General features: G+C 68.4%; 15 protein-coding genes. 11 read left to right on the top strand and 4 right to left on the bottom strand.

Annotated elements, in window-relative coordinates:
• Positions 1 to 264: 264 nt before the first annotated feature.
• The 6 genes from ABZ883_RS37970 to ABZ883_RS37945 all read left to right on the top strand — a co-directional run bounded on the left by ABZ883_RS37970 (position 265) and on the right by ABZ883_RS37945 (position 6,596).
• Complete coding sequence (locus ABZ883_RS37970; RefSeq protein ID WP_360914993.1) at positions 265 to 1,896, top strand: ABC transporter substrate-binding protein; 1,632 nt, start codon at positions 265 to 267, stop codon at positions 1,894 to 1,896.
• Positions 1,897 to 2,050: 154 nt separating this feature from the next.
• Positions 2,051 to 2,983, top strand: a complete 933-nt coding sequence (locus ABZ883_RS37965) for an ABC transporter permease (protein ID WP_360914990.1) — start codon at positions 2,051 to 2,053, stop codon at positions 2,981 to 2,983.
• Between the two features lie 34 nt (positions 2,984 to 3,017).
• Positions 3,018 to 3,938, top strand: a complete 921-nt coding sequence (locus ABZ883_RS37960) for an ABC transporter permease (RefSeq protein WP_360915138.1) — start codon at positions 3,018 to 3,020, stop codon at positions 3,936 to 3,938.
• Positions 3,939 to 3,949: 11 nt separating this feature from the next.
• Positions 3,950 to 5,005 (top strand): ABC transporter ATP-binding protein, encoded by a 1,056-nt coding sequence (locus tag ABZ883_RS37955; protein WP_360914987.1) that lies wholly within the window; start codon positions 3,950 to 3,952, stop codon positions 5,003 to 5,005.
• Entirely contained in the window at positions 4,998 to 6,110 is a 1,113-nt protein-coding gene (locus tag ABZ883_RS37950) for a dipeptide ABC transporter ATP-binding protein (protein ID WP_360914984.1), read from the top strand. Before ABZ883_RS37955 ends, ABZ883_RS37950 begins: the two co-directional genes overlap by 8 nt.
• Before the next feature lie 201 nt (positions 6,111 to 6,311).
• On the top strand, positions 6,312 to 6,596 hold the full coding sequence (locus ABZ883_RS37945; protein WP_360914981.1) for a hypothetical protein: 285 nt from the start codon (positions 6,312 to 6,314) through the stop codon (positions 6,594 to 6,596).
• Positions 6,597 to 6,692: 96 nt separating this feature from the next.
• On the opposite strand, the gene ABZ883_RS37940 is transcribed toward ABZ883_RS37945, so the two are convergent.
• From ABZ883_RS37940 to ABZ883_RS37925, 4 genes are read right to left on the bottom strand one after another with little or no spacing between them, the layout of a single operon-like run.
• Positions 6,693 to 8,390 (bottom strand): ABC transporter family substrate-binding protein, encoded by a 1,698-nt coding sequence (locus ABZ883_RS37940; protein ID WP_360914978.1) that lies wholly within the window; start codon positions 8,388 to 8,390, stop codon positions 6,693 to 6,695.
• A gap of 38 nt (positions 8,391 to 8,428) precedes the next feature.
• Positions 8,429 to 10,498, bottom strand: coding sequence for an ABC transporter ATP-binding protein (locus ABZ883_RS37935; protein WP_360914975.1), 2,070 nt, complete (start codon positions 10,496 to 10,498; stop codon positions 8,429 to 8,431).
• A complete protein-coding gene (locus ABZ883_RS37930) occupies positions 10,495 to 11,460 on the bottom strand; it encodes an ABC transporter permease (RefSeq protein WP_360914972.1) in 966 nt (321 codons plus the stop codon). The genes ABZ883_RS37935 and ABZ883_RS37930 overlap by 4 nt, the downstream gene beginning before the upstream one ends.
• A gap of 52 nt (positions 11,461 to 11,512) precedes the next feature.
• Positions 11,513 to 12,493: an ABC transporter permease gene (locus ABZ883_RS37925; RefSeq protein ID WP_360914969.1), complete on the bottom strand. Its 981-nt coding sequence runs from the start codon at positions 12,491 to 12,493 to the stop codon at positions 11,513 to 11,515.
• A 413-nt stretch (positions 12,494 to 12,906) separates the two neighbouring features.
• Here ABZ883_RS37925 and ABZ883_RS37920 point away from each other — a divergent pair, with 413 nt between their 5' ends.
• From ABZ883_RS37920 to ABZ883_RS37900, 5 genes are all read left to right on the top strand, one after another.
• On the top strand, positions 12,907 to 14,538 hold the full coding sequence (locus tag ABZ883_RS37920; protein ID WP_360914966.1) for an ABC transporter substrate-binding protein: 1,632 nt from the start codon (positions 12,907 to 12,909) through the stop codon (positions 14,536 to 14,538).
• Between the two features lie 4 nt (positions 14,539 to 14,542).
• Positions 14,543 to 15,466: an ABC transporter permease gene (locus tag ABZ883_RS37915; RefSeq protein ID WP_360914963.1), complete on the top strand. Its 924-nt coding sequence runs from the start codon at positions 14,543 to 14,545 to the stop codon at positions 15,464 to 15,466.
• Positions 15,467 to 15,527: 61 nt separating this feature from the next.
• Positions 15,528 to 16,529 (top strand): ABC transporter permease, encoded by a 1,002-nt coding sequence (locus ABZ883_RS37910; RefSeq protein WP_360915135.1) that lies wholly within the window; start codon positions 15,528 to 15,530, stop codon positions 16,527 to 16,529.
• Positions 16,530 to 16,543: 14 nt separating this feature from the next.
• The gene (locus tag ABZ883_RS37905) at positions 16,544 to 17,572 is read left to right on the top strand and encodes an ABC transporter ATP-binding protein (protein WP_360915132.1); all 1,029 of its coding nucleotides are present in this window, start codon (positions 16,544 to 16,546) and stop codon (positions 17,570 to 17,572) included.
• Positions 17,556 to 18,596, top strand: a complete 1,041-nt coding sequence (locus ABZ883_RS37900) for a dipeptide ABC transporter ATP-binding protein (protein ID WP_360914960.1) — start codon at positions 17,556 to 17,558, stop codon at positions 18,594 to 18,596. Before ABZ883_RS37905 ends, ABZ883_RS37900 begins: the two co-directional genes overlap by 17 nt.
• The last annotated feature ends 211 nt before the right edge of the window (positions 18,597 to 18,807 follow it).

The raw sequence follows: 18,807 nt of genomic DNA, 5'->3' as shown, positions 1-18,807 counted from the left end.
GTTTCGTCGGTGTCTGTCTACAATCCAAATGTCCGAATTGCGAAACTGTTTTGGACCGGTTGTGACCAAAACGAGATCGTAAGTGTGTGGTTCGTAGGCCCAACGTGACCGATAGTTGGAGCCGTTGAGCTCGGGTCAATGGGTCCAAGCGCTTATGGGGAGCGCCGACTCACGAGCACAGGTAGCCGGTAGTCCACTGTCAGGGGTGTCAGTGGGGTCCGGCGCCTTTCACGTACGGACAGTGACTCCTGAGGAGGCAAACCCATGCGCGGTGCCAAGAGCGCCACCTGGGTCGCAGGTGCGATCATCGTTGCTATGGCTGCTACCGCTTGCGGTGGTGGCGGCGGCGACAAGGGAAGCGACGACGCTGCCGGCGGCGGCTTCAACCCCAACGGCAAGTTCTCCGTCGAGGTCGGCGAGCCGCAGAACGGTCTGGTGCCCTCCAACACGCAGGAGAGCAACGGCGGCATCGTCGTCGACTCGCTGTTCTCGCAGCTGGTGGACTACGACCCCCAGGGCAAGATCGTGATGTCGAACGCCAAGTCGGTGGAGACGAAGGACAACAAGACCTTCACGGTCACCCTGAAGGACGGCTGGACCTTCCACGACGGCACCCCGGTGACCGCGGAGTCCTACGTCAAGGCGTGGAACTGGGGCGCCAACAGCAAGAACAACCAGCTCAACTCGTCGTGGTACGCCGACATCCAGGGCTACGAGGACGTTCACCCGGAGAAGGGTGACCCCAAGTCCCAGGAGATGTCCGGCCTGAAGGTCGTCGACGACAAGACCTTCACCATCACGCTCAACACGCCGATCCCGTACTTCGTGTACAAGCTCGGCTACACCGCGTTCTCGCCGCTGCCCGAGTCCTTCTTCAAGGACCCGACCGCCGCGGGCGAGAAGCCGGTCGGCAACGGCCCGTACCAGTTCGTCAGCTGGGACCACAAGAAGAGCATCGTGGTCAAGCGCTTCGACGCCTACAAGGGTGACAACAAGGCGAAGAACGGTGGTGTGACGTTCAAGAACTACACCACCCTCGAGGCCGCCTACGAGGACCTGAAGTCGGGCAACGTCGACGTCCTGCGCCAGGTCGCCCCCAAGGACCTCCCGGTCTACCGTGACGACCTCGGTGACCGCGCCGTGGACCAGCCGTACTCGGCGATCCAGTCCATCGTCCCGGCCTTCTACACGAAGGACTGGAAGACGATCAACCCCAAGGTCCTCCAGGGCCTGTCGATGGCGATCGACCGCGACACCATCACCAAGACCGTGCTCCAGGGCACCCGTGAGCCCGCCACCGGCTTCGTCGCCAAGGGCGTGCTGGGCTACCAGGACAACGTCGGCGGCGACGTGTTCAAGTACGACCCGGCGAAGGCCAAGGAGCTCATCAAGGAGGGTGGCGGCGTTCCGGGCAACGCCATGTCCATCCAGTACAACGCGGACGGCGGTCACAAGGAGTGGGTGGAGGCTGTCTGCAACAGCATCACCAACGCCGTGGGTGTGAAGTGCGTCGGCGACTCCAAGGCCGACTTCGACTCGGACCTCGAGGCCCGTACGGCCCACGAGGTCAAGTCCTGGTACCGCAGTGGCTGGGTGCTCGACTACCCGGTGAACGCGAACTTCATCCGTGACCTGTACGGCACCACGTCGGGTGGCAACCAGTCGGGCTTCTCCAACAAGGAGCTCGACAAGATGATCAACGCCGCGGACACCGCGCCCACGCTCGACGACTCCGTCAAGCAGTACCAGGCGGTCGAGAAGAAGATGGTCGACCTCATGCCGGCCATCCCGCTCTGGTACTACAAGGTCAACGCCGGTTACTCGGAGAACGTGACGGGCGTCAAGTACGCGCAGAACGGTGACCCGATCCTCACCGGCGTGCAGGTCAAGAAGTAACCACTCGCGTAGTGAGCACACCGATGCGGGGCTGACGAAGCCGTCGGACGCGCCGGGTGCAGGCAGTGGCTGGGGGGCCCTTCTCCCGTCTTCCGTCAAGGAGGACGGGGGAGGGGCCCGTCTCTGCTGCCGCAGCGACTGACATGGAGGCACGATGGGGCGTTATGTCGCACGACGACTGCTCCAGATGATCCCGGTGTTCATCGGGACGACTCTGCTGATCTTTTTGATGGTCTACGCCCTGCCGGGCGACCCTGTACGGGCGCTGTTCGGCGACAAGGGCGCGGACCCGACGACCGTGGCGCGGCTCCGCCACGACCTCGGGCTCGACCAGCCGATCCTGAAGCAGTACTGGGACTACATGACCGGCATTCTCCTGCACTTCGACTTCGGCAACCAGATTGCCAGCGGTCGGCCGGTGCGGGACGTGCTCGGGGATGCGTTCCCGGTGACGATCCGACTCGCGGGGCTCGCCTTCGTGATCGAACTGGTCGTCGGCATTGCGCTCGGTGTCTGGGCCGGCATGAGGGCGGGCAAGCTCGTCGACTCTGCCGTGCTGATCTTCACCCTGCTGTTGATCTCGGTCCCGGTGTTCGTCCTCGGCTTCATCTTCAAGCTGGTCTTCGCCTTCCAGCTCGGCTGGGTGACACCGAACGTCCAGGACGACACGAACTTCGGACAGCTGCTGATGCCGGCGATTGTGCTCGCCAGCCTCTCGCTCGCCTACGTGGCACGGCTGACCCGTACCTCCATAGCCGAGAACCTGCGCGCGGACTACATGCGGACCGCCATCGCCAAGGGCCTGCCCCGGCGGCGTGTGGTCGGTGTGCACCTGATGCGCAACTCGATGATCCCCGTGGTCACCTTCCTCGGCACCGACATCGGCGCCCTGATGGGTGGTGCGGTGGTCACCGAGGGCCTGTTCAACATCCACGGCATCGGCGGCACCATCTACGAGTCCATCGTGCGCCGTGAGGGGACCACGCTGGTCGGTCTGGTCACCGTCCTCGTGCTGGTCTTCCTCGTCACCAGCCTGCTCGTCGACCTGCTCTACGCGGTCCTGGACCCGAGGATCCGTTATGCCTGACGTGACCAAGACCGCCGTGGAGAACACGGATCCCATGGCCACGACCGCAGCGGACGCCGCCGGAGCCGTCGCCGTGGAGCCCAAGGCCGAGAAGGCCCGCAGCCTGTGGGGCGACGCCTGGCGTGACCTGCGGCGCAACCCGTACTTCGTGGTCTCCGCGATCCTGATCATCATCCTGCTGCTGATCGCGGCCTTCCCGGGCCTGTTCACCAGCGCCTCGCCGACCTACGGCGACCTGCGGAACCACTTCCTGGGCAAGCCCCAGTACGGCCATGTCTTCTCGCCGGAGTGGCTCGGCTACGACGGCCAGGGACGCAGCGTCTACGCCCGCATGATCTACGGCACCCGTGCCTCGATCGAGGTGGGCATCTGCGTGACGGTCGTGGTCACGCTGCTGGGCGGTGTGGTCGGCATGATCGCCGGCTACTTCGGTGGCATCGTCGATTCGATCCTCTCCCGGATCACCGACGTCTTCTTCGCCATCCCCTTCCTGCTCGGCGCGCTGGTGGTCCTGAACTCCTTCACCGACCGCACCGTCTGGGTCGTGATCGCCGCGCTGGGCTTCCTCGGCTGGACGCAGATCACCCGTGTCATGCGCGGTTCGGTGATCACCATCAAGCAGGCGGACTACGTGCACGCCGCCAAGGCGCTGGGCGCGAGCACCACTCGCATCCTGATCCGGCACATCCTGCCGAACGCCGTCGCGCCGGTGATCGTGGTCGCCACCATCGCGCTCGGCGGCTACATCTCGGCCGAGGCCACGCTGTCCTACCTGGGAGTCGGCCTGCCCTCGACGGTGGTCTCCTGGGGCCAGGACATCTCCGGCGGCGCCCAGCAGATCCGTACGGCTCAGCACATCATGCTGTACCCGTCGATCATGCTCAGCATCACGGTGCTGGCGTTCATCATGCTCGGCGATGCGGTCCGCAACGCCCTCGACCCCAAGCTGCGCTGAGGGAGGCGTACGTGACCATCATCGACAAGAACGCGGAGGTCCCCGCGCCCCGCACCGGGGACGCCGGCACCCCCCTGCTGGAAGTCCGCGACCTGCACGTGGAGTTCCACACCCGTGACGGTGTCGCCAAGGCCGTCAACGGCGTGAACTACACCGTGTCGGCCGGCGAGACGCTCGCCGTGCTCGGCGAGTCCGGCTCGGGCAAGTCCGTGACCGCCCAGGCGATCATGGGCATCCTCGACATGCCGCCCGGCAGGATCCCGCAGGGCGAGATCCTCTTCCGCGGCCAGGACATGCTCAAGATGTCCGGCGAGGAGCGCCGGAAGATCCGCGGTCGCAAGATCGCGATGATCTTCCAGGACGCGCTGTCCTCGCTCAACCCGGTGCTCACCGTCGGATACCAGCTGTCCGAGATGTTCCGGGTGCACCAGGGCATGTCCAAGAAGGACGCCAAGGCCAAGGCCATCGAGCTGATGGAGCGGGTCCGCATCCCGGCCGCCAGGGAGCGGGTCAACGACTACCCGCACCAGTTCTCCGGCGGTATGCGGCAGCGCATCATGATCGCGATGGCGCTGGCCCTGGAGCCGGACCTGATCATCGCCGACGAGCCGACCACCGCGCTCGACGTGACGGTGCAGGCCCAGGTCATGGACCTGCTCGCGGAGCTGCAGCGCGAGTTCAACATGGGCCTGATCCTGATCACCCACGACCTGGGTGTCGTGGCCGACGTCGCCGACAAGATCGCCGTGATGTACGCGGGCCGGATCGTCGAGACGGCGCCGGTCCACGAGATCTACAAGCGTCCGGCCCACCCGTACACCAAGGGCCTGCTCGCGTCGATCCCGCGCCTGGACCAGAAGGGCCAGGAGCTCTACGCGATCAAGGGCCTGCCGCCCAACCTGCTGCGCATCCCCACCGGCTGCGCGTTCAACCCGCGCTGCGAGATGGCGCAGGACATCTGCCGCACCGAGGTCCCGAAGCTCCACGCGGTGACCGAGCGGGACGGCGGCGAGCTGCCGGGCCGCGGCAGCGCGTGCCACTTCTGGAAGGAGACGATCCATGGCTGACGTCAACCAGAACGACGAGGCCGTCTCCGACGAAGTGACCGCGGTCGAGGCCGCGATCGCCAAGCCGGTCGAGCGCGGCGAGCCGATCCTGCAGGTGCGCAACCTGGTCAAGCACTTCCCGCTGACCCAGGGCATCCTGTTCAAGAAGCAGATCGGCGCCGTCAAGGCCGTCGACGGCGTCTCCTTCGACCTGTACCAGGGCGAGACCCTGGGCATCGTCGGCGAGTCCGGCTGCGGCAAGTCCACGGTCGCCAAGCTGCTGATGAACCTGGAGCGCGCCACCGCCGGCGAGGTCTTCTACAAGGGCCAGGACATCACCCGGCTGTCCGGACGGGCGCTCAAGGCCGTCCGCCGGAACATCCAGATGGTCTTCCAGGACCCGTACACCTCGCTGAACCCGCGTATGACGGTCGGCGACATCATCGGCGAGACCTTCGACATCCACCCCGAGGTGGCCCCGAAGGGCGACCGGCGCCGCAAGGTGCAGGAGCTGCTGGACGTCGTCGGTCTCAACCCGGAGTACATCAACCGGTACCCGCACCAGTTCTCCGGCGGTCAGCGGCAGCGCATCGGCATCGCCCGCGGCCTGGCGCTCAACCCGGAGATCATCATCTGCGACGAGCCCGTCTCGGCGCTGGACGTGTCCGTGCAGGCGCAGGTCATCAACCTGATGGAGAAGCTCCAGGACGAGTTCAACCTGTCCTACATCTTCATCGCGCACGACCTGTCCATCGTCCGGCACATCTCCGACCGCGTCGGCGTGATGTACCTGGGCCGGATGGCCGAGATCGGTACCGACACCGAGATCTACGACCACCCCACCCACCCGTACACGCAGGCCCTGCTGTCGGCGGTGCCGGTGCCGGACCCGGACGCGCGCGAGCACCGCGAGCGCATCATCCTCAGCGGCGACGTGCCCTCCCCGGCCAACCCGCCGTCGGGCTGCCGCTTCCGCACCCGCTGCTGGAAGGCGCAGGACAAGTGCGCCACCGAGGAGCCGCTGCTGGCGATCCCGGAGCGTTTCAAGAGCTCCGAGACCCCGGCCGCGCACGACTCGGCGTGCCACTTCGCCGAGGAGAAGGACGTCGTCAACGCGACGGTCTGACCCCGGCCCGTAGCGTCCGAAGGGCGCCCACGCGATCACCGCGTGGGCGCCCTTCCGCGTTCGCGCGTGGGCCCGGGAACGCCCGTGACGGCGCCGCGACACCTACGGGTGAACCGGACCGGACGACTCGGACGGGCGCCGGCAAGCGCTCAGGTCTGGCGCGGGCATCGGGCGTATCTGACCGCCGGCGGGGTGCCGAGGGTGCCGGCGCCGGTCGTGGCCCAGGTGTGGGGGAACGGCTCACGGCAGGCCCGCCTGGCGCAGTTCCTCAAGGGCTGCGACGTGGTGGCCCTCGACGAGGCGACCGCCAGGGAGGCCGGCGCACTCCTCGGCGCCGCGGGGGGCGACGACACGGTGGACGCGAGCGTGAGCGTTCTGGCCGCGCGGTTCGGCGCGGTGGTGGCCACCGCGGACCCGGACGACATCCGGCACCTGCTGAACCACCTGGGCGCGGCCGGCGCGAAGGTGCGGATCCAGCCCGTGTGACGGGCCGTACGGCGGCGCGGCGCCGCGGGGGGCGCCCCCGGGAACGGCTCCGCCCCGCCGCCGCGGGGCGCGGTGGCGGGGCGGAGCCGGCGGGGCTTACTTGGTGTAGCCGATGTTCTCGTAGCGCAGGTCCTGGAAGCCGTAGGCGCCGATGTTCGCCAGGTTCTTCTGGACGGCGTAGATGTCGGGGCGCTGGTACAGCGGCAGCAGGTTGGCCTGCTGCCAGATCAGCACGTCCGCGGCGTTGGCGTCGGTGATGGCCTGGGCCGGGTCGGTGTCGGCCGCCGCCTTGTTCATGGCCGCGTCGAGCTCGTCGCTGCCGACGCCGGTGTAGTTCTGCTGGATGTTGTCACCGACGGGCTTGGCGTAGATCGACTTGGTCGACGACACCGGGAAGGCGGTGCCCAGCCAGGAGAAGGCCGTCAGGTCGAAGCTGCCGGTGTTGACGTACTTGTCGAAGAACTCCTGCACCGGGACGGTCTTGATGTTCAGCTTGATGCCGACCGCCTTGAGCATGGGCTGCATGAGCTTGCCCTCGTTGGCGGAGGTGGCGACGTTCGCCGGGATGACGAAGTCCAGCTCGAGGGTCTTGCCGCCCTTGGTGCGGAACTCGCCGTCCTGCTTCCAGCCGGCCTCGTCCAGCAGGCTCTTGGCCTTGGCCTGGTCGAAGACGCCGACGCCGGCCGCGTTGTCCGTGTACCCCTTCTGGTTGGTGACGAAGAAGTGGTTGTTCAGCGGCTTGGGGTCCCAGTCCAGTCCCTGGAGGTCGGACTGCGCGATGGCGTCGCGGTTGAGGGCCGACATGATGGCCTGCCGCACCTTGACGTCCTTGAGGTTGTCGTGCGCGCCGTTGAAGGTGATGTGGCGGTAGTTGGGGCCGGCCGCCTTGCGGATCTCGGCGTTCTTGACCTCCTTGGCCTGCTTGTACGCGGCCGAGTCGGGGCCCACGTTGAAGAAGCCGACCTCGCCGTTGGCGAAGGCGCCGGCCTGGGCGTCGGCGTCCAGGGCCCGGAAGATGATCTTGTCCAGTATGGCCTTGTTGCCCCACCACTTGTCGTCGCGGACGACCGTGAGGGTCTTGGTGGTCTTGTCGATGCCCTGGAACTTGAACGGGCCGGCGGTGACCGGGATCTTGCCGAGGTAACCGGTGTTGAAGCCGTCCGGGGTGCCGATGACCGAGGCCGGGTAGAGCGGGCTGAACAGGCTCTTCCAGTCACCGAAGGGGCTGTCGAAGGTGACCACGACCTCCTGGTCGGTCTTGCCCTTCGCGACGCTGCTGATCAGCTCGTAGCCGGTGCTGGAGGAGATCTTGTACTTGGCGTCCTTGCCGTTCAGCGCCTTCCAGCTGGCCTCGTAGTCCTTCCAGGACATGGCCGTGCCGTCGGACCACTTGGCCTTGGGGTTGATCTCGTAGGTGACGACCTGCTTGCCGGAGCTGTCGTCCACCTTCGCCGAGGTCAGGTAGTCCGGGTTCGGCGTCACGGTGCCCGTCGCGTCCGACAGCATCGTGATCGGGATCAGGGAGCGCTCGACGTCGTAGCCGTCCGCGAGCGTGCCGTCGATCTCGTTGTAGTTGAAGTTCTCGGCGATCTCCGCGACCGGCCAGTTGAGGGTGCCGCCCTCCTTCAGCTGGTCGCGGTCGGTGGCCTTGATGTTGTTGGCGCTGGACTTGGGCACCGAGTTCTTCTTGGCCGCGGCGTCGTCACCGCCGCTGTCGCCGCCGCACGCGGTGAGGACCAGCGCGCCGGCGGTGGCCAGCGCGACCATGACCGCGGAGGTACGGGTTCTGTTCAACGGACTCTCTCCTCTAACGGGTTGGGACAACAAGGGGGTCAGACGACAGTGACCGCGGCGGCGTAGTGGCAGGCCGCGTTGTGGTCGCCCGCCAGGGCGGAGGGTGACGGGTCCTCGTCGCGGCAGCGGCCGCGCTGGACCTCGTCGAGGGAGGCGAACTTCGGGCACCGGTTGCGGAAGCGGCAGCCGGTGGGCACATCGGTGGGACTGGGCAGGTCACCGGAGAGCAGGACGCGCTTGCGCATCCGTTCCTTGCGGGGGTCGGGCAGGGGGACCGCCGACAGCAGGGCCTGGGTGTACGGGTGCGAAGGGGCGTCGAAGACGGCCTCCGCGGAGCCGATCTCGACGATCCGGCCCAGGTACATCACGGCGATGCGGTCGGCGATGTGCCGTACGACGGACAGGTCGTGCGCGACGAACAGATAGCTGAGCCCCAGCCGCGACTTGAGCTCGTCCAGCAGGTTGAGCACACCGGCCTGGATGGAGACGTCCAGCGCGGAGACCGGTTCGTCCAGGACGACCAGCTTGGGCTCCAGGGCCAGGGCGCGGGCGATGCTGATGCGCTGCCGCTGGCCGCCGGAGAACTCGGCGGGGAAGCGGTCCACGTGGTCCGGGTCGAGGCCGACCTGCGACAGCAGTTCGGGCACGCGGGCGGCGATGCGGTCCCGGGACCAGCCGTGGGTCTTCATGGGCTCGGCGAGGATGTCCCCGACCGGCATGCGCGGGTCGAGGGCCGCCATCGGGTCCTGGAAGACCACCTGGAGGTCGCGGCGCAGCGCCTTGCGGTCGGCGCGCCCCAGCCCCCGGATGTCCTTGCCGAAGACCGTGACGGCGCCGGACTGGCCCGTCGGCAGGTCGAGGATCTCCAGCAGCGTGGTGGTCTTGCCGCAGCCGGACTCGCCGACCAGGCCGAGGGTCTCGCCCTCGCGGATGTCGAAGGTGATGCCGTCGACGGCCCGCACCTCGCCGACCCGGCGCTTGATGACGGCGCCGTGCATCAGCGGGAAGTGCTTGACCAGCCCGCGCACCTCCAGCACGGTGTCGCGCAGGTCGCGGGGCACGTCCGCGGCGGGCGGCGGGGGCAGTTCCGGCACCGGGTAGACGGTGGCCGGGTCCAGGGAGCCGCCGTCCTCCAGCTCGTGACTGCGGTGGCAGGCGGTGGGGTGGTTGCCGCCCTCGCGCACCGTCAGCTCCGGCTCGACACGGCGGCACACGTCGATCGCCACCGGGCAGCGGGCGGCGAAGGGGCAGCCCGTCGGCAGGGCGACCATCGACGGCGGGTTGCCGTCGATGGGGGTCAGGGCGTGCCGGCCGCCGTCGTCCAGCCGTGGGATCGAGCCCAGCAGGCCGATGGTGTACGGCATGCGGGGCGCGTAGTAGACGTCGTCGACGGGGCCGGTCTCCACCGGGCGGCCCGCGTACATCACCTGGACCCGGTCGGCGAAGCCGGCCACCACACCGAGGTCGTGGGTGATGATGACGATGGCGGCGCCGGTGACCTCCTGGGCCTTCTTCAGCACGTCCAGGATCTGCGCCTGGATGGTCACGTCCAGGGCGGTCGTCGGCTCGTCGGCGATGATCACCTCGGGGTCGTTGGCGATCGCCATCGCGATCATCGCCCGCTGGCGCATGCCGCCGGAGAACTCGTGCGGGAAGGCGTCGGCGCGCCGCTGCGGGTCGGGGATGCCGACCAGGTCCAGCAGTTCCACCGCGCGCTTGCGGGCGGCGTCCTTGTCCAGGTCCTGGTGGATGCGCAGGGCCTCGATGATCTGGTCGCCGACGGAGTAGACCGGGGTCAGCGCGGACAGCGGGTCCTGGAAGACCATCGCGATGTCCTTGCCGCGGATCTTCGTCATCTCCCGGTCGTCCAGCTCCAGCAGCTCACGGCCGTGCAGCTTCACCGAGCCCTTGACCTCGGCGCTGTCCGGCAGGAGGCCGAGGACGGCCAGGGAGGAGACGGACTTGCCGGAACCCGATTCGCCGACGATGCCGAGGACTTCGCCGCGCCGCACCGAGAAGGAGACGCCGCGTACGGCCCCGACCGGCCCGGCCTCGCTCGGGAAGGAGACGTGGAGGTCGGTGACCTCCAGGGCGGGGATCTCGGTCACGACGTGCGTCCTTCCTTGGACGTGCTCTTGAGCGTGCGGGGGGCGCGGGCCTTGGCGCCGGCGGAGTTGGGGTCGAGGGCGTCCCGCAGCCCGTCGCCGATGAAGGCGATCGACAGGCAGATCAGCACCAGGCAGCCGGCCGGGAAGTAGAACAGCCACGGGAAGGCGGGGGCGGCGGGGGTGCCGGTGGCGATGAGAGTGCCGAGCGAGACGTCGGGGGCCTGCACGCCGAAGCCGAAGTACGACAGGCTGCTCTCGCCGATGATCGCCGCACCGACCTGGATCGTTCCGTCGATGATCAGCATCGAGGCCATCGACGGCAGGATGTGCCGGAAGATGATGACCGGTGCCGGGACGCCCATGTACTTGGCGGCCTTGACGAACTCGCGGTCCTTCAGCGTCAGCGTCATGCTGCGGATGACCCGGCCGGTGATCATCCAGCTGAACAGCGCCAGCAGGAGCACGAACACCAGCCAGGTGGTGCCCTGGAAGAGCGGGGAGAGCACCGCGATGATCAGGAAGCTGGGCATCACCAGCAGCAGGTCGACCACCCACATCAAGGAGCGGTCGGTCCAGCTGCCGAAGTAGCCCGCGCTCGCCCCGACCGCGGCGGCGAAGAAGGTGCAGATGATGCCGGTCAGGATGCCGATGACCAGGGACTTCTGCAGGCCGCGCATGGTCATGGCGAACAGGTCGGTACCGGTCTGGTCGGTGCCGAACCAGTGGGCTCCCGAAGGCGGCTTCTGGAACGCGGTGAAGTCCAGGTCCGTGTAGCTCCACTTGTAGAACAGCGGGGAGCCGTAGGCCAGGACGAAGAGCACGAGGAGCATGCACAGCCCGAACAGCGCCAGGCGGTTGCGGGCGAAGCGGACGGCGGTGAGCCGCAGCCGTCCGCCGCTGCGGCGCCGGGCCGGCGGGGCGGGGAGGGTGGCGGGCTGGACGGAGGGGGTCTGGACGGCCATGAGAGAGGGCTCCTGGTGACGCGGGATCAGGGCGACGGAGGCGCGGTGGGGTTCAGCGCACCCGGACGCGCGGATCGAGTGCCGCGTAGAGCACATCGGAGAGCAGACCGGCCACCAGGACGACGAGGGCGGTGAACATGCCCACGGCGGCGACCGCGTTGACGTCATTGGTGTGGATGGAGTCGACCAGCCACTCGCCCATGCCGTGCCAGCCGTAGATCTTCTCGGTGAAGGTGGCACCGGTGAAGAGCAGCACGACGTTGTAGACCAGCAGCGGGACCACCGGCAGCACGGCGGTGCGCAGTCCGTGCTTCATCAGGGCCGCCCGCCGGGACAAGCCCTTGGCCCGTGCCGTGCGCAGGAAGTCGCTGCCGAGCACGTCCAGCATGGTGCTGCGCTGGTAGCGGCTGTAGAGCGCCACCTGGACGAGGATCAGGGTGAGGCTGGGGACCAGCAGGTGCTGGAGCCGGCTGAGCAGGATGTCCCAGGTGCCGGTCAGGCCCGGATCGTACTCGTTGGTGTACTCGATGAGCTTGAAGCCGACGGCCTCGTTGACGTCGATCGACCACAGCTTGAGCGTCACCGCGATCACGGGCACCGGCATCGCCAGGATGAAGAAGGAGCCCAGTGTGGCGACCCGGTCCGAGACGCGGTACTGCCGGATGGCGCCCCAGGCACCGACCAGCACGCCGCCGATCGAGCCGACGATGGTGGCGATCAGCAGCAGCCGGGTGCTCACCCCGACGCGCCGGGCGAACTCGTCGTTGACCTGGCCGCCGGTGACGGTCCGTCCGAGGTCGCCGTGGGCCACACCGTCGGCCCAGTGGCCGAAGCGCACCACGAAGGGGGTGTCGGGGTTGAGGTTGTACTCGTCCAGGGTGGCCGACACGGAGGTGGCCGAGACCGGGGGGTTCCGGCCCAGGAAGTTGGACCTCGGGTCGAGGCTCAGCGCCGCCAGCGTGTAGGTGAGCGAGGCCGCGATGAGGACCAGCGCCAGATAGTTGACGAGTCGGCGCAGCAGATATCGGCCCACGAGTCACACACTCTCACTCGGTTGAAGATAATGAAAAATAATTCGGCGTTACGTTTGAGCCGTCTCTGGCATAGTGGTGCAACGCGTTTGAAACATGGGGGACGCATCCGTCTTCGCAGGTCGTGCGAGTGGGGGTGCGCGGCCCTTGCGGGTTGAGTGGGACTTTCGCAACGGAATTACATCCGCGTCAATGAAGGCCGGTTCGTCGTGATCGATCCTTTATTTTCTTGATCGAAACTTAACCTGACGATCGGGTAAACCCTTATTGGCGGACCGGGACCGAGGGATAACCCTCCATCGCCGCGGCGGCCCGGCCCGGGCCCGGTGAGCCGCAGTGCGCAATGTCCGGTTTTGAGGTCTGATGGGGGCTCAGGTGTCCTGTGTGGCGAGAGCTCCCTGAGGAGGCGCATCCGATGCGACGGAGCACGGCGGGTCGGGCCATGAGCGCGGCGGCCCTCGTCCTGGCGGCGACGGCGTGCGGGGGCGGCGGAGGCGGCGCGGGCGGAGAGCCGGACGGCGAGGGCGTGCTCAGTGCCTCGTGGAGCGACCCGCAGAACCCGCTGGAGCCCGCCAACACCAATGAGGTGCAGGGCGGCAAAGTGCTCGACATGATCTTCCGCGGCCTGAAGCGCTACAACCCGAGGACCGGCGCCGCGGAGAACGTCGTCGCCGATTCGGTCTCGACCACCGACTCCCGCACCTTCGAGGTGCGGCTCAAGGACGGCTGGACGTTCAGCAACGGCGAGAAGGTCACCTCCGACTCGTTCATCAACGCCTGGAACTACGCGGCGCTGGTGACGAACAAGCAGGTCAATGCGCCTTTCTTCAGTTACATCGAGGGGTACGGCACGGTGCACCCGGCCAGTGGCGCCCCGACCGCCAAGGTGCTGTCCGGACTGGTGAGGAAGGACGCCCTGAACTTCACCGTGAAGCTCAACCAGACGTTCTCCAGCTGGCCCGACACCCTCGGCTACAACGCTTTCATGCCGCTGCCGAAGAGCTTCTTCACCGACCACGCGGCCTGGCTGAGGAAGCCGGTCGGCAACGGCCCCTACCAGGTCGACTCGTACACCAGGGGCCAGGTCATGAAGCTGCGCACATGGCGCGGCTACAAGGGCGCCGACGCCGCGGTCAACGGCGGTGTGGACCTTCAGGTCTACACCGACAGCAACACCGCCTACACCGATCTGCAGGCCGGCAACCTCGACCTGGTCGACGACGTCCCCGCCCAGCAGTTGAGGCACGTCCGGTCCGACCTCGGCAACCGCTACCTCAACACCCCGGCCGGCATCATCCAGACCCTCGCCTTCCCGCTGTACGACAAGGCCTGGTCCGGACCGGACTCCGCCAAGCTGCGCCAGGGCATCTCGATGGCGATCAACCGCGACCAGATCACCCAGCAGATCTTCCAGAAGACCCGCACGCCCGCCAAGGACTGGACCTCACCGGTGCTCGGCGCGCAGGGCGGCTTCGACGACACCATCTGCGGCGACGTCTGCCGTTACAACCCGGCTCGGGCGAAGCAGCTGGTCAAGGAGGCCGGCGGCATTCCCGGCGGCACCATGAAGATCACGTACAACGCCGACAGCGGGTCGCACAAGGACTGGGTCGACGCCGTCTGCAACAGCATCAACAACGCGCTGGGCAACGACAGTGCCTGCGTCGGCAATCCCGTCGGCACCTTCGCCGACTTCCGCAACCAGATCGCCAACAAGCAGATGAAGGGCCCCTTCCGGGCAGGCTGGCAGATGGACTACCCGCTGATCCAGAACTTCCTCCAGCCGCTGTACTACACCGGCGCCTCGTCCAACGACTCGCACTTCAGCGACCCGAGGTTCGACAAGCTGGTCGACCGGGCCAACGCCGAGACCGACCTCGCCAAGGCCGTCGCCACGTTCAAGGACGCCGAGCGCATCCTGCCGCAGCAGGTGCCGGCCATCGCGCTGTGGTACCAGAACGGCAGCGCGGGCTGGTCGGAGCGGCTGTCCGGCGTGGCGCTCAACCCGTTCAGCGTCCCCGTCTACAACCAGATCAAGGTCAGCTGACGCCGTGGGCCGGTACGTCGTCCGCAGGCTGCTGCAGATGATCCCCGTGTTCATCGGCACCACCCTGCTGATCTTCCTCATGGTGTACGCGCTCGGCGACCCGGTGCAGGCCAAGTGCGGCGACCGCGCCTGCGACCCCGCCACCGCCGCGCAGATCCGCCACGACCTCTACCTGGACCACCCCCTGGCGCAGCAGTACCTGCACTACATGGGGCAGATCTTCCAGGGCGACTTCGGCACGGCCTGGAACGGCCAGGCGGTCACCGAACTGATGCGGACCGCCTTCCCGGTCACGCTGCGCCTGACGATCGTCGCGATCCTCTTCGAGATCCTGATCGGCATCAGCCTCGGGGTGCTCACCGGGCTGCGCCGCGGCCGCCCCGCCGACACCGCGGCGCTGCTCGCCACCCTGATCGTCATCTCGGTCCCGACGTTCGTCTCCGGCTACGTGCTGCAGTACCTGCTCGGCGTCAAGTGGGGCCTGATCGCGCCCTCGGTCTCCATCGAGGCACCCTTCGGGGAACTGATCGTCCCGGGCCTGGTCCTGGCGCTGACCTCACTGGCGTACGTCACCCGGCTCACCCGTACCTCGATCGTGGAGAACGCCCGTGCCGACTACGTGCGCACCGCCGTCGCCAAGGGACTTCCGCGCCGCCGGGTGGTCACCCGCCATCTGCTGCGCAACTCCCTCATCCCGGTGGTCACCTTCATCGGCACCGACATCGGGGCCCTGATGGGCGGCGCCATCGTCACCGAGCGCATCTTCAACATCCGCGGCGTCGGCTTCCAGCTCTACCAGGGCATCCTGCGGCTGGACTCGGCCACCGTCGTCGGCTTCGTGACGATCCTGGTCATCGTCTTCCTCGTGGCGAACCTGCTCGTCGACCTCCTGTACGCGGTGCTCGACCCGAGGATCCGCTATGCCTGAGCCGGACATCGGCGGCCCGGAGCGAACCGGCAGCACCTTCAGCCCGAGCCGGGGGACCACCATGCCCGAACCCACCGACCACCCCGACGAGGCCATGGAGGCCGCCGGCGGCACCGGCGCCTCCATGGGGCTGGGGCAGGACGAGGCACGCAGCCTGGAGAAGCCCCTTCCGGGCGGCCCCGGCGGCCCCGGCGAGCAGGGGCCGGCGATCGCGGACAGGCCGCGCAGCCTGTGGTCGGACGCCTGGCGTGACCTGCGGCGCAATCCGGTCTTCCTGCTCTCCGCGCTCGTCATCGCCTTCCTCGTCGTCATCGCGATCCGGCCGCAGCTGATCGCCGACGGCAATCCGCTCAGCTGCAACCTCGCCAACTCCCAGTTGGGGTCGGCGCCCGGCCATCCCTTCGGCTTCGACAACCAGGGCTGCGACGTCTACACGCGGGTCGTGTACGGCGCCCGCGCCTCGGTCACCGTCGGCATCTGCGCCACCGTCGGCGCCGCGCTGCTCGGCAGCCTCCTCGGCGGCCTGGCGGGCTACTTCGGCGGCTGGACGGACGCGGTCCTCTCCCGGGTCAGCGACATCTTCTTCGGCATCCCCATCGTGCTGGGCGGCCTGGTCTTCCTGTCGGTGGTGACCAACTCCACGGTCTGGCCGGTGGTCGGCTTCATCGTGCTGCTGGGGTGGCCGCAGATCGGCCGTATCGCCCGCGGCGCGGTCATCACCGCCAAGCACAACGACTACGTGCAGGCCGCGCGGGCACTGGGCGCCGGCAACGGGCGCATCCTGCTCCGGCACATCGCGCCCAACGCCGTGGCGCCGGTCATCGTCGTCGCGACCATCGCGCTCGGCACGTACATCGCGCTGGAGGCCACCTTGTCCTATCTCGGCGTCGGCCTGAAACCGCCCACGGTGTCCTGGGGCATCGACATCTCCCAGGCGTCCACCCAGATCCGCAACGCCCCGCACATGCTGCTGTGGCCCGCCGGGGCGCTCAGCGTGACGGTGCTGGCGTTCATCATGCTCGGCGACGCCGTGCGCGACGCCCTCGACCCCAAGCTGCGCTGATGGACGGAGGCGTGATGACCGGCCCGGTGACGGACGCGGCGGCGGCGCGGGACGCGGCGCCGCTGCTCGACGTCCGCGACCTGCACGTGGAGTTCCGCACCCGCGACGGCGTCGCCAAGGCCGTCAACGGCGTGAGCTACTCCGTGCGGTCCCGCCAGACCCTCGCCGTGCTCGGCGAGTCCGGCAGCGGCAAGTCGGTGACCGCCCAGGCGGTGATGGGCATCCTCGACTCGCCGCCCGGCCATGTCACCCGGGGCGAGATCCTCTTCCAGGGCCGGGACCTGCTCACGATGAGCGGCGAGGAGCGCCGCAAGGTCCGCGGTGCCCGGATGGCGATGATCTTCCAGGACGCGCTGTCCTCGCTCAACCCCGTACTCACCGTCGGCGACCAGCTCGGCGAGATGTTCCGGGTGCACCGGGGCATGTCGCGCAAGGACGCCAGGGCCAAGGCCGTCGAACTGATGGACCGGGTCCGCATCCCGGCGGCGAAGGAGCGCGTGGGCCAGTACCCGCACCAGTTCTCCGGCGGTATGCGGCAGCGCGTCATGATCGCCATGGCGCTCGCCCTCGAACCCGAGCTGATCATCGCCGACGAGCCGACCACCGCCCTGGACGTCACCGTCCAGGCGCAGGTCATGGAGCTGCTGGCGGAGCTCCAGCGCGAGTACGGCATGGGCCTGATCCTCATCACCCACGACCTCGGCGTGGTCGCCGACGTCGCGGACCACATCGCCGTGATGTACGCCGGGCGCATCGTGGAGACCGCCCCCGTCCACGAGATCTACAAGAACCCCGCCCACCCGTACACCAAGGGCCTGCTCGCGTCGATCCCGCGCCTGGACCACAAGGGCCGGGACCTGTTCGCCATCAAGGGCCTGCCGCCCAACCTGCTGCGCATCCCGCCCGGTTGCGCCTTCCACCCCCGCTGCCCGATGGCCCGCGAGAGGTGCCGCACCGACGAACCCGGGCTCTACCGGGTCAGCGACACACGCGGCAGCGCCTGCCACTTCTGGAGGGAGTGCCTCGGTGGGCACGAGCACTGAACCCGTCCTCCAAGTGCGCAGGCTGGTCAAGCACTTCCCGCTCACCCAGGGCATCCTGGTCAAGAAGCAGATCGGCGCCGTCAAGGCCGTCGACGGCGTCGACTTCGACCTGTACAGGGGCGAGACCCTCGGCATCGTGGGGGAGTCCGGCTGCGGCAAGTCCACCGTCGCCCGGCTGCTGGTCAATCTGGAGCAGGCCACCGCCGGCCGCATCCTCTACAAGGGCGAGGACATCACCCGGCTGTCCGGGCGCGCCCTCAAAGCGGTGCGCCGGAACATCCAGATGGTCTTCCAGGACCCGTACACCTCGCTCAACCCGCGCATGACGGTCGGCGACATCATCGGTGAGCCCTACGACATCCACCCCGAGGTCGCCCCCAAGGGCGACCGCCGCCGCAAGGTGCAGGAACTGCTGGACGTCGTCGGCCTCAACCCCGAGTACATCAACCGCTACCCGCACCAGTTCTCCGGCGGCCAGCGGCAGCGCATCGGCATCGCCCGCGGCCTGGCCCTGCGCCCGGAGATCATCGTCGCCGACGAGCCGGTCTCGGCGCTGGACGTGTCCGTGCAGGCCCAGGTCGTCAACCTGATGGAGCGGCTGCAGAACGAGTTCGAGCTGTCCTACGTCTTCATCGCGCACGACCTGTCCATCGTCCGGCACATCTCCGACCGCGTCGCGGTGATGTACCTCGGGCGGATCGTGGAGACCGGCGACGACTCCCAGATCTACGAACACCCCACGCACCCCTACACCCAGGCCCTGCTCTCCGCCGTCCCCGTGCCCGACCCCGAGGCCCGCGGGCACCGCGAACGCATCCTGCTCTCCGGCGACGTGCCCTCCCCGGCCGACCCGCCGTCGGGATGCCGCTTCCGCACCCGCTGCTGGAAGGCCCAGGAGCGCTGCGCCCTGGAAGTCCCCGAACTCGCCGTCCCCGCGGTCTTCCGCGGCCTGGACTCCCCGGCGGCGCACCCCAGCGCCTGCCACTTCGCCGAGGAGAAGACGGTGGTCCCCCCGGAGGACTGAGCCGCGGTCCCGCCGCGCGGATCGCGGTTACGCGCGGGCAACGCGCCCGACCCGCCCGCGACATGCGGACGCGGCAGGCTGGGCACGTACGGCCGTGCGGGTGCCGTCCGCCGGCCGGGGGGGGCGCGCGGGGCCCCCGCCCCCCCCCCCCCCGCCCCCCCCGGGTAGCGGGGGGGCCCCCGCCCGCGCACCCCCCCCCCCCCCACCCCCC

Source organism: Streptomyces sp. NPDC046977 (assembly GCF_040644455.1).
In the GTDB taxonomy this organism is placed as follows: domain Bacteria; phylum Actinomycetota; class Actinomycetes; order Streptomycetales; family Streptomycetaceae; genus Actinacidiphila.
The sequence above is the reverse complement of the archived record's forward strand: the minus strand, read 5'-3'. Positions and strand labels throughout refer to the sequence as shown.

What these genes read in the sequence shown, in the direction of transcription:
- ABZ883_RS37970 (WP_360914993.1), top strand. Translation starts at nt 265, where the DNA reads ATGCGCGGTGCCAAGAGCGCCACCTGGGTCGCAGGTGCGATCATCGTT.
- ABZ883_RS37965 (WP_360914990.1), top strand. Translation starts at nt 2,051, where the DNA reads ATGGGGCGTTATGTCGCACGACGACTGCTCCAGATGATCCCGGTGTTC.
- ABZ883_RS37960 (WP_360915138.1), top strand. Translation starts at nt 3,018, where the DNA reads ATGGCCACGACCGCAGCGGACGCCGCCGGAGCCGTCGCCGTGGAGCCC.
- ABZ883_RS37950 (WP_360914984.1), top strand. Translation starts at nt 4,998, where the DNA reads ATGGCTGACGTCAACCAGAACGACGAGGCCGTCTCCGACGAAGTGACC.
- ABZ883_RS37930 (WP_360914972.1), bottom strand. Translation starts at nt 11,460, where the DNA reads ATGGCCGTCCAGACCCCCTCCGTCCAGCCCGCCACCCTCCCCGCCCCG.
- ABZ883_RS37920 (WP_360914966.1), top strand. Translation starts at nt 12,907, where the DNA reads ATGCGACGGAGCACGGCGGGTCGGGCCATGAGCGCGGCGGCCCTCGTC.
- ABZ883_RS37910 (WP_360915135.1), top strand. Translation starts at nt 15,528, where the DNA reads ATGCCCGAACCCACCGACCACCCCGACGAGGCCATGGAGGCCGCCGGC.
- ABZ883_RS37905 (WP_360915132.1), top strand. Translation starts at nt 16,544, where the DNA reads ATGACCGGCCCGGTGACGGACGCGGCGGCGGCGCGGGACGCGGCGCCG.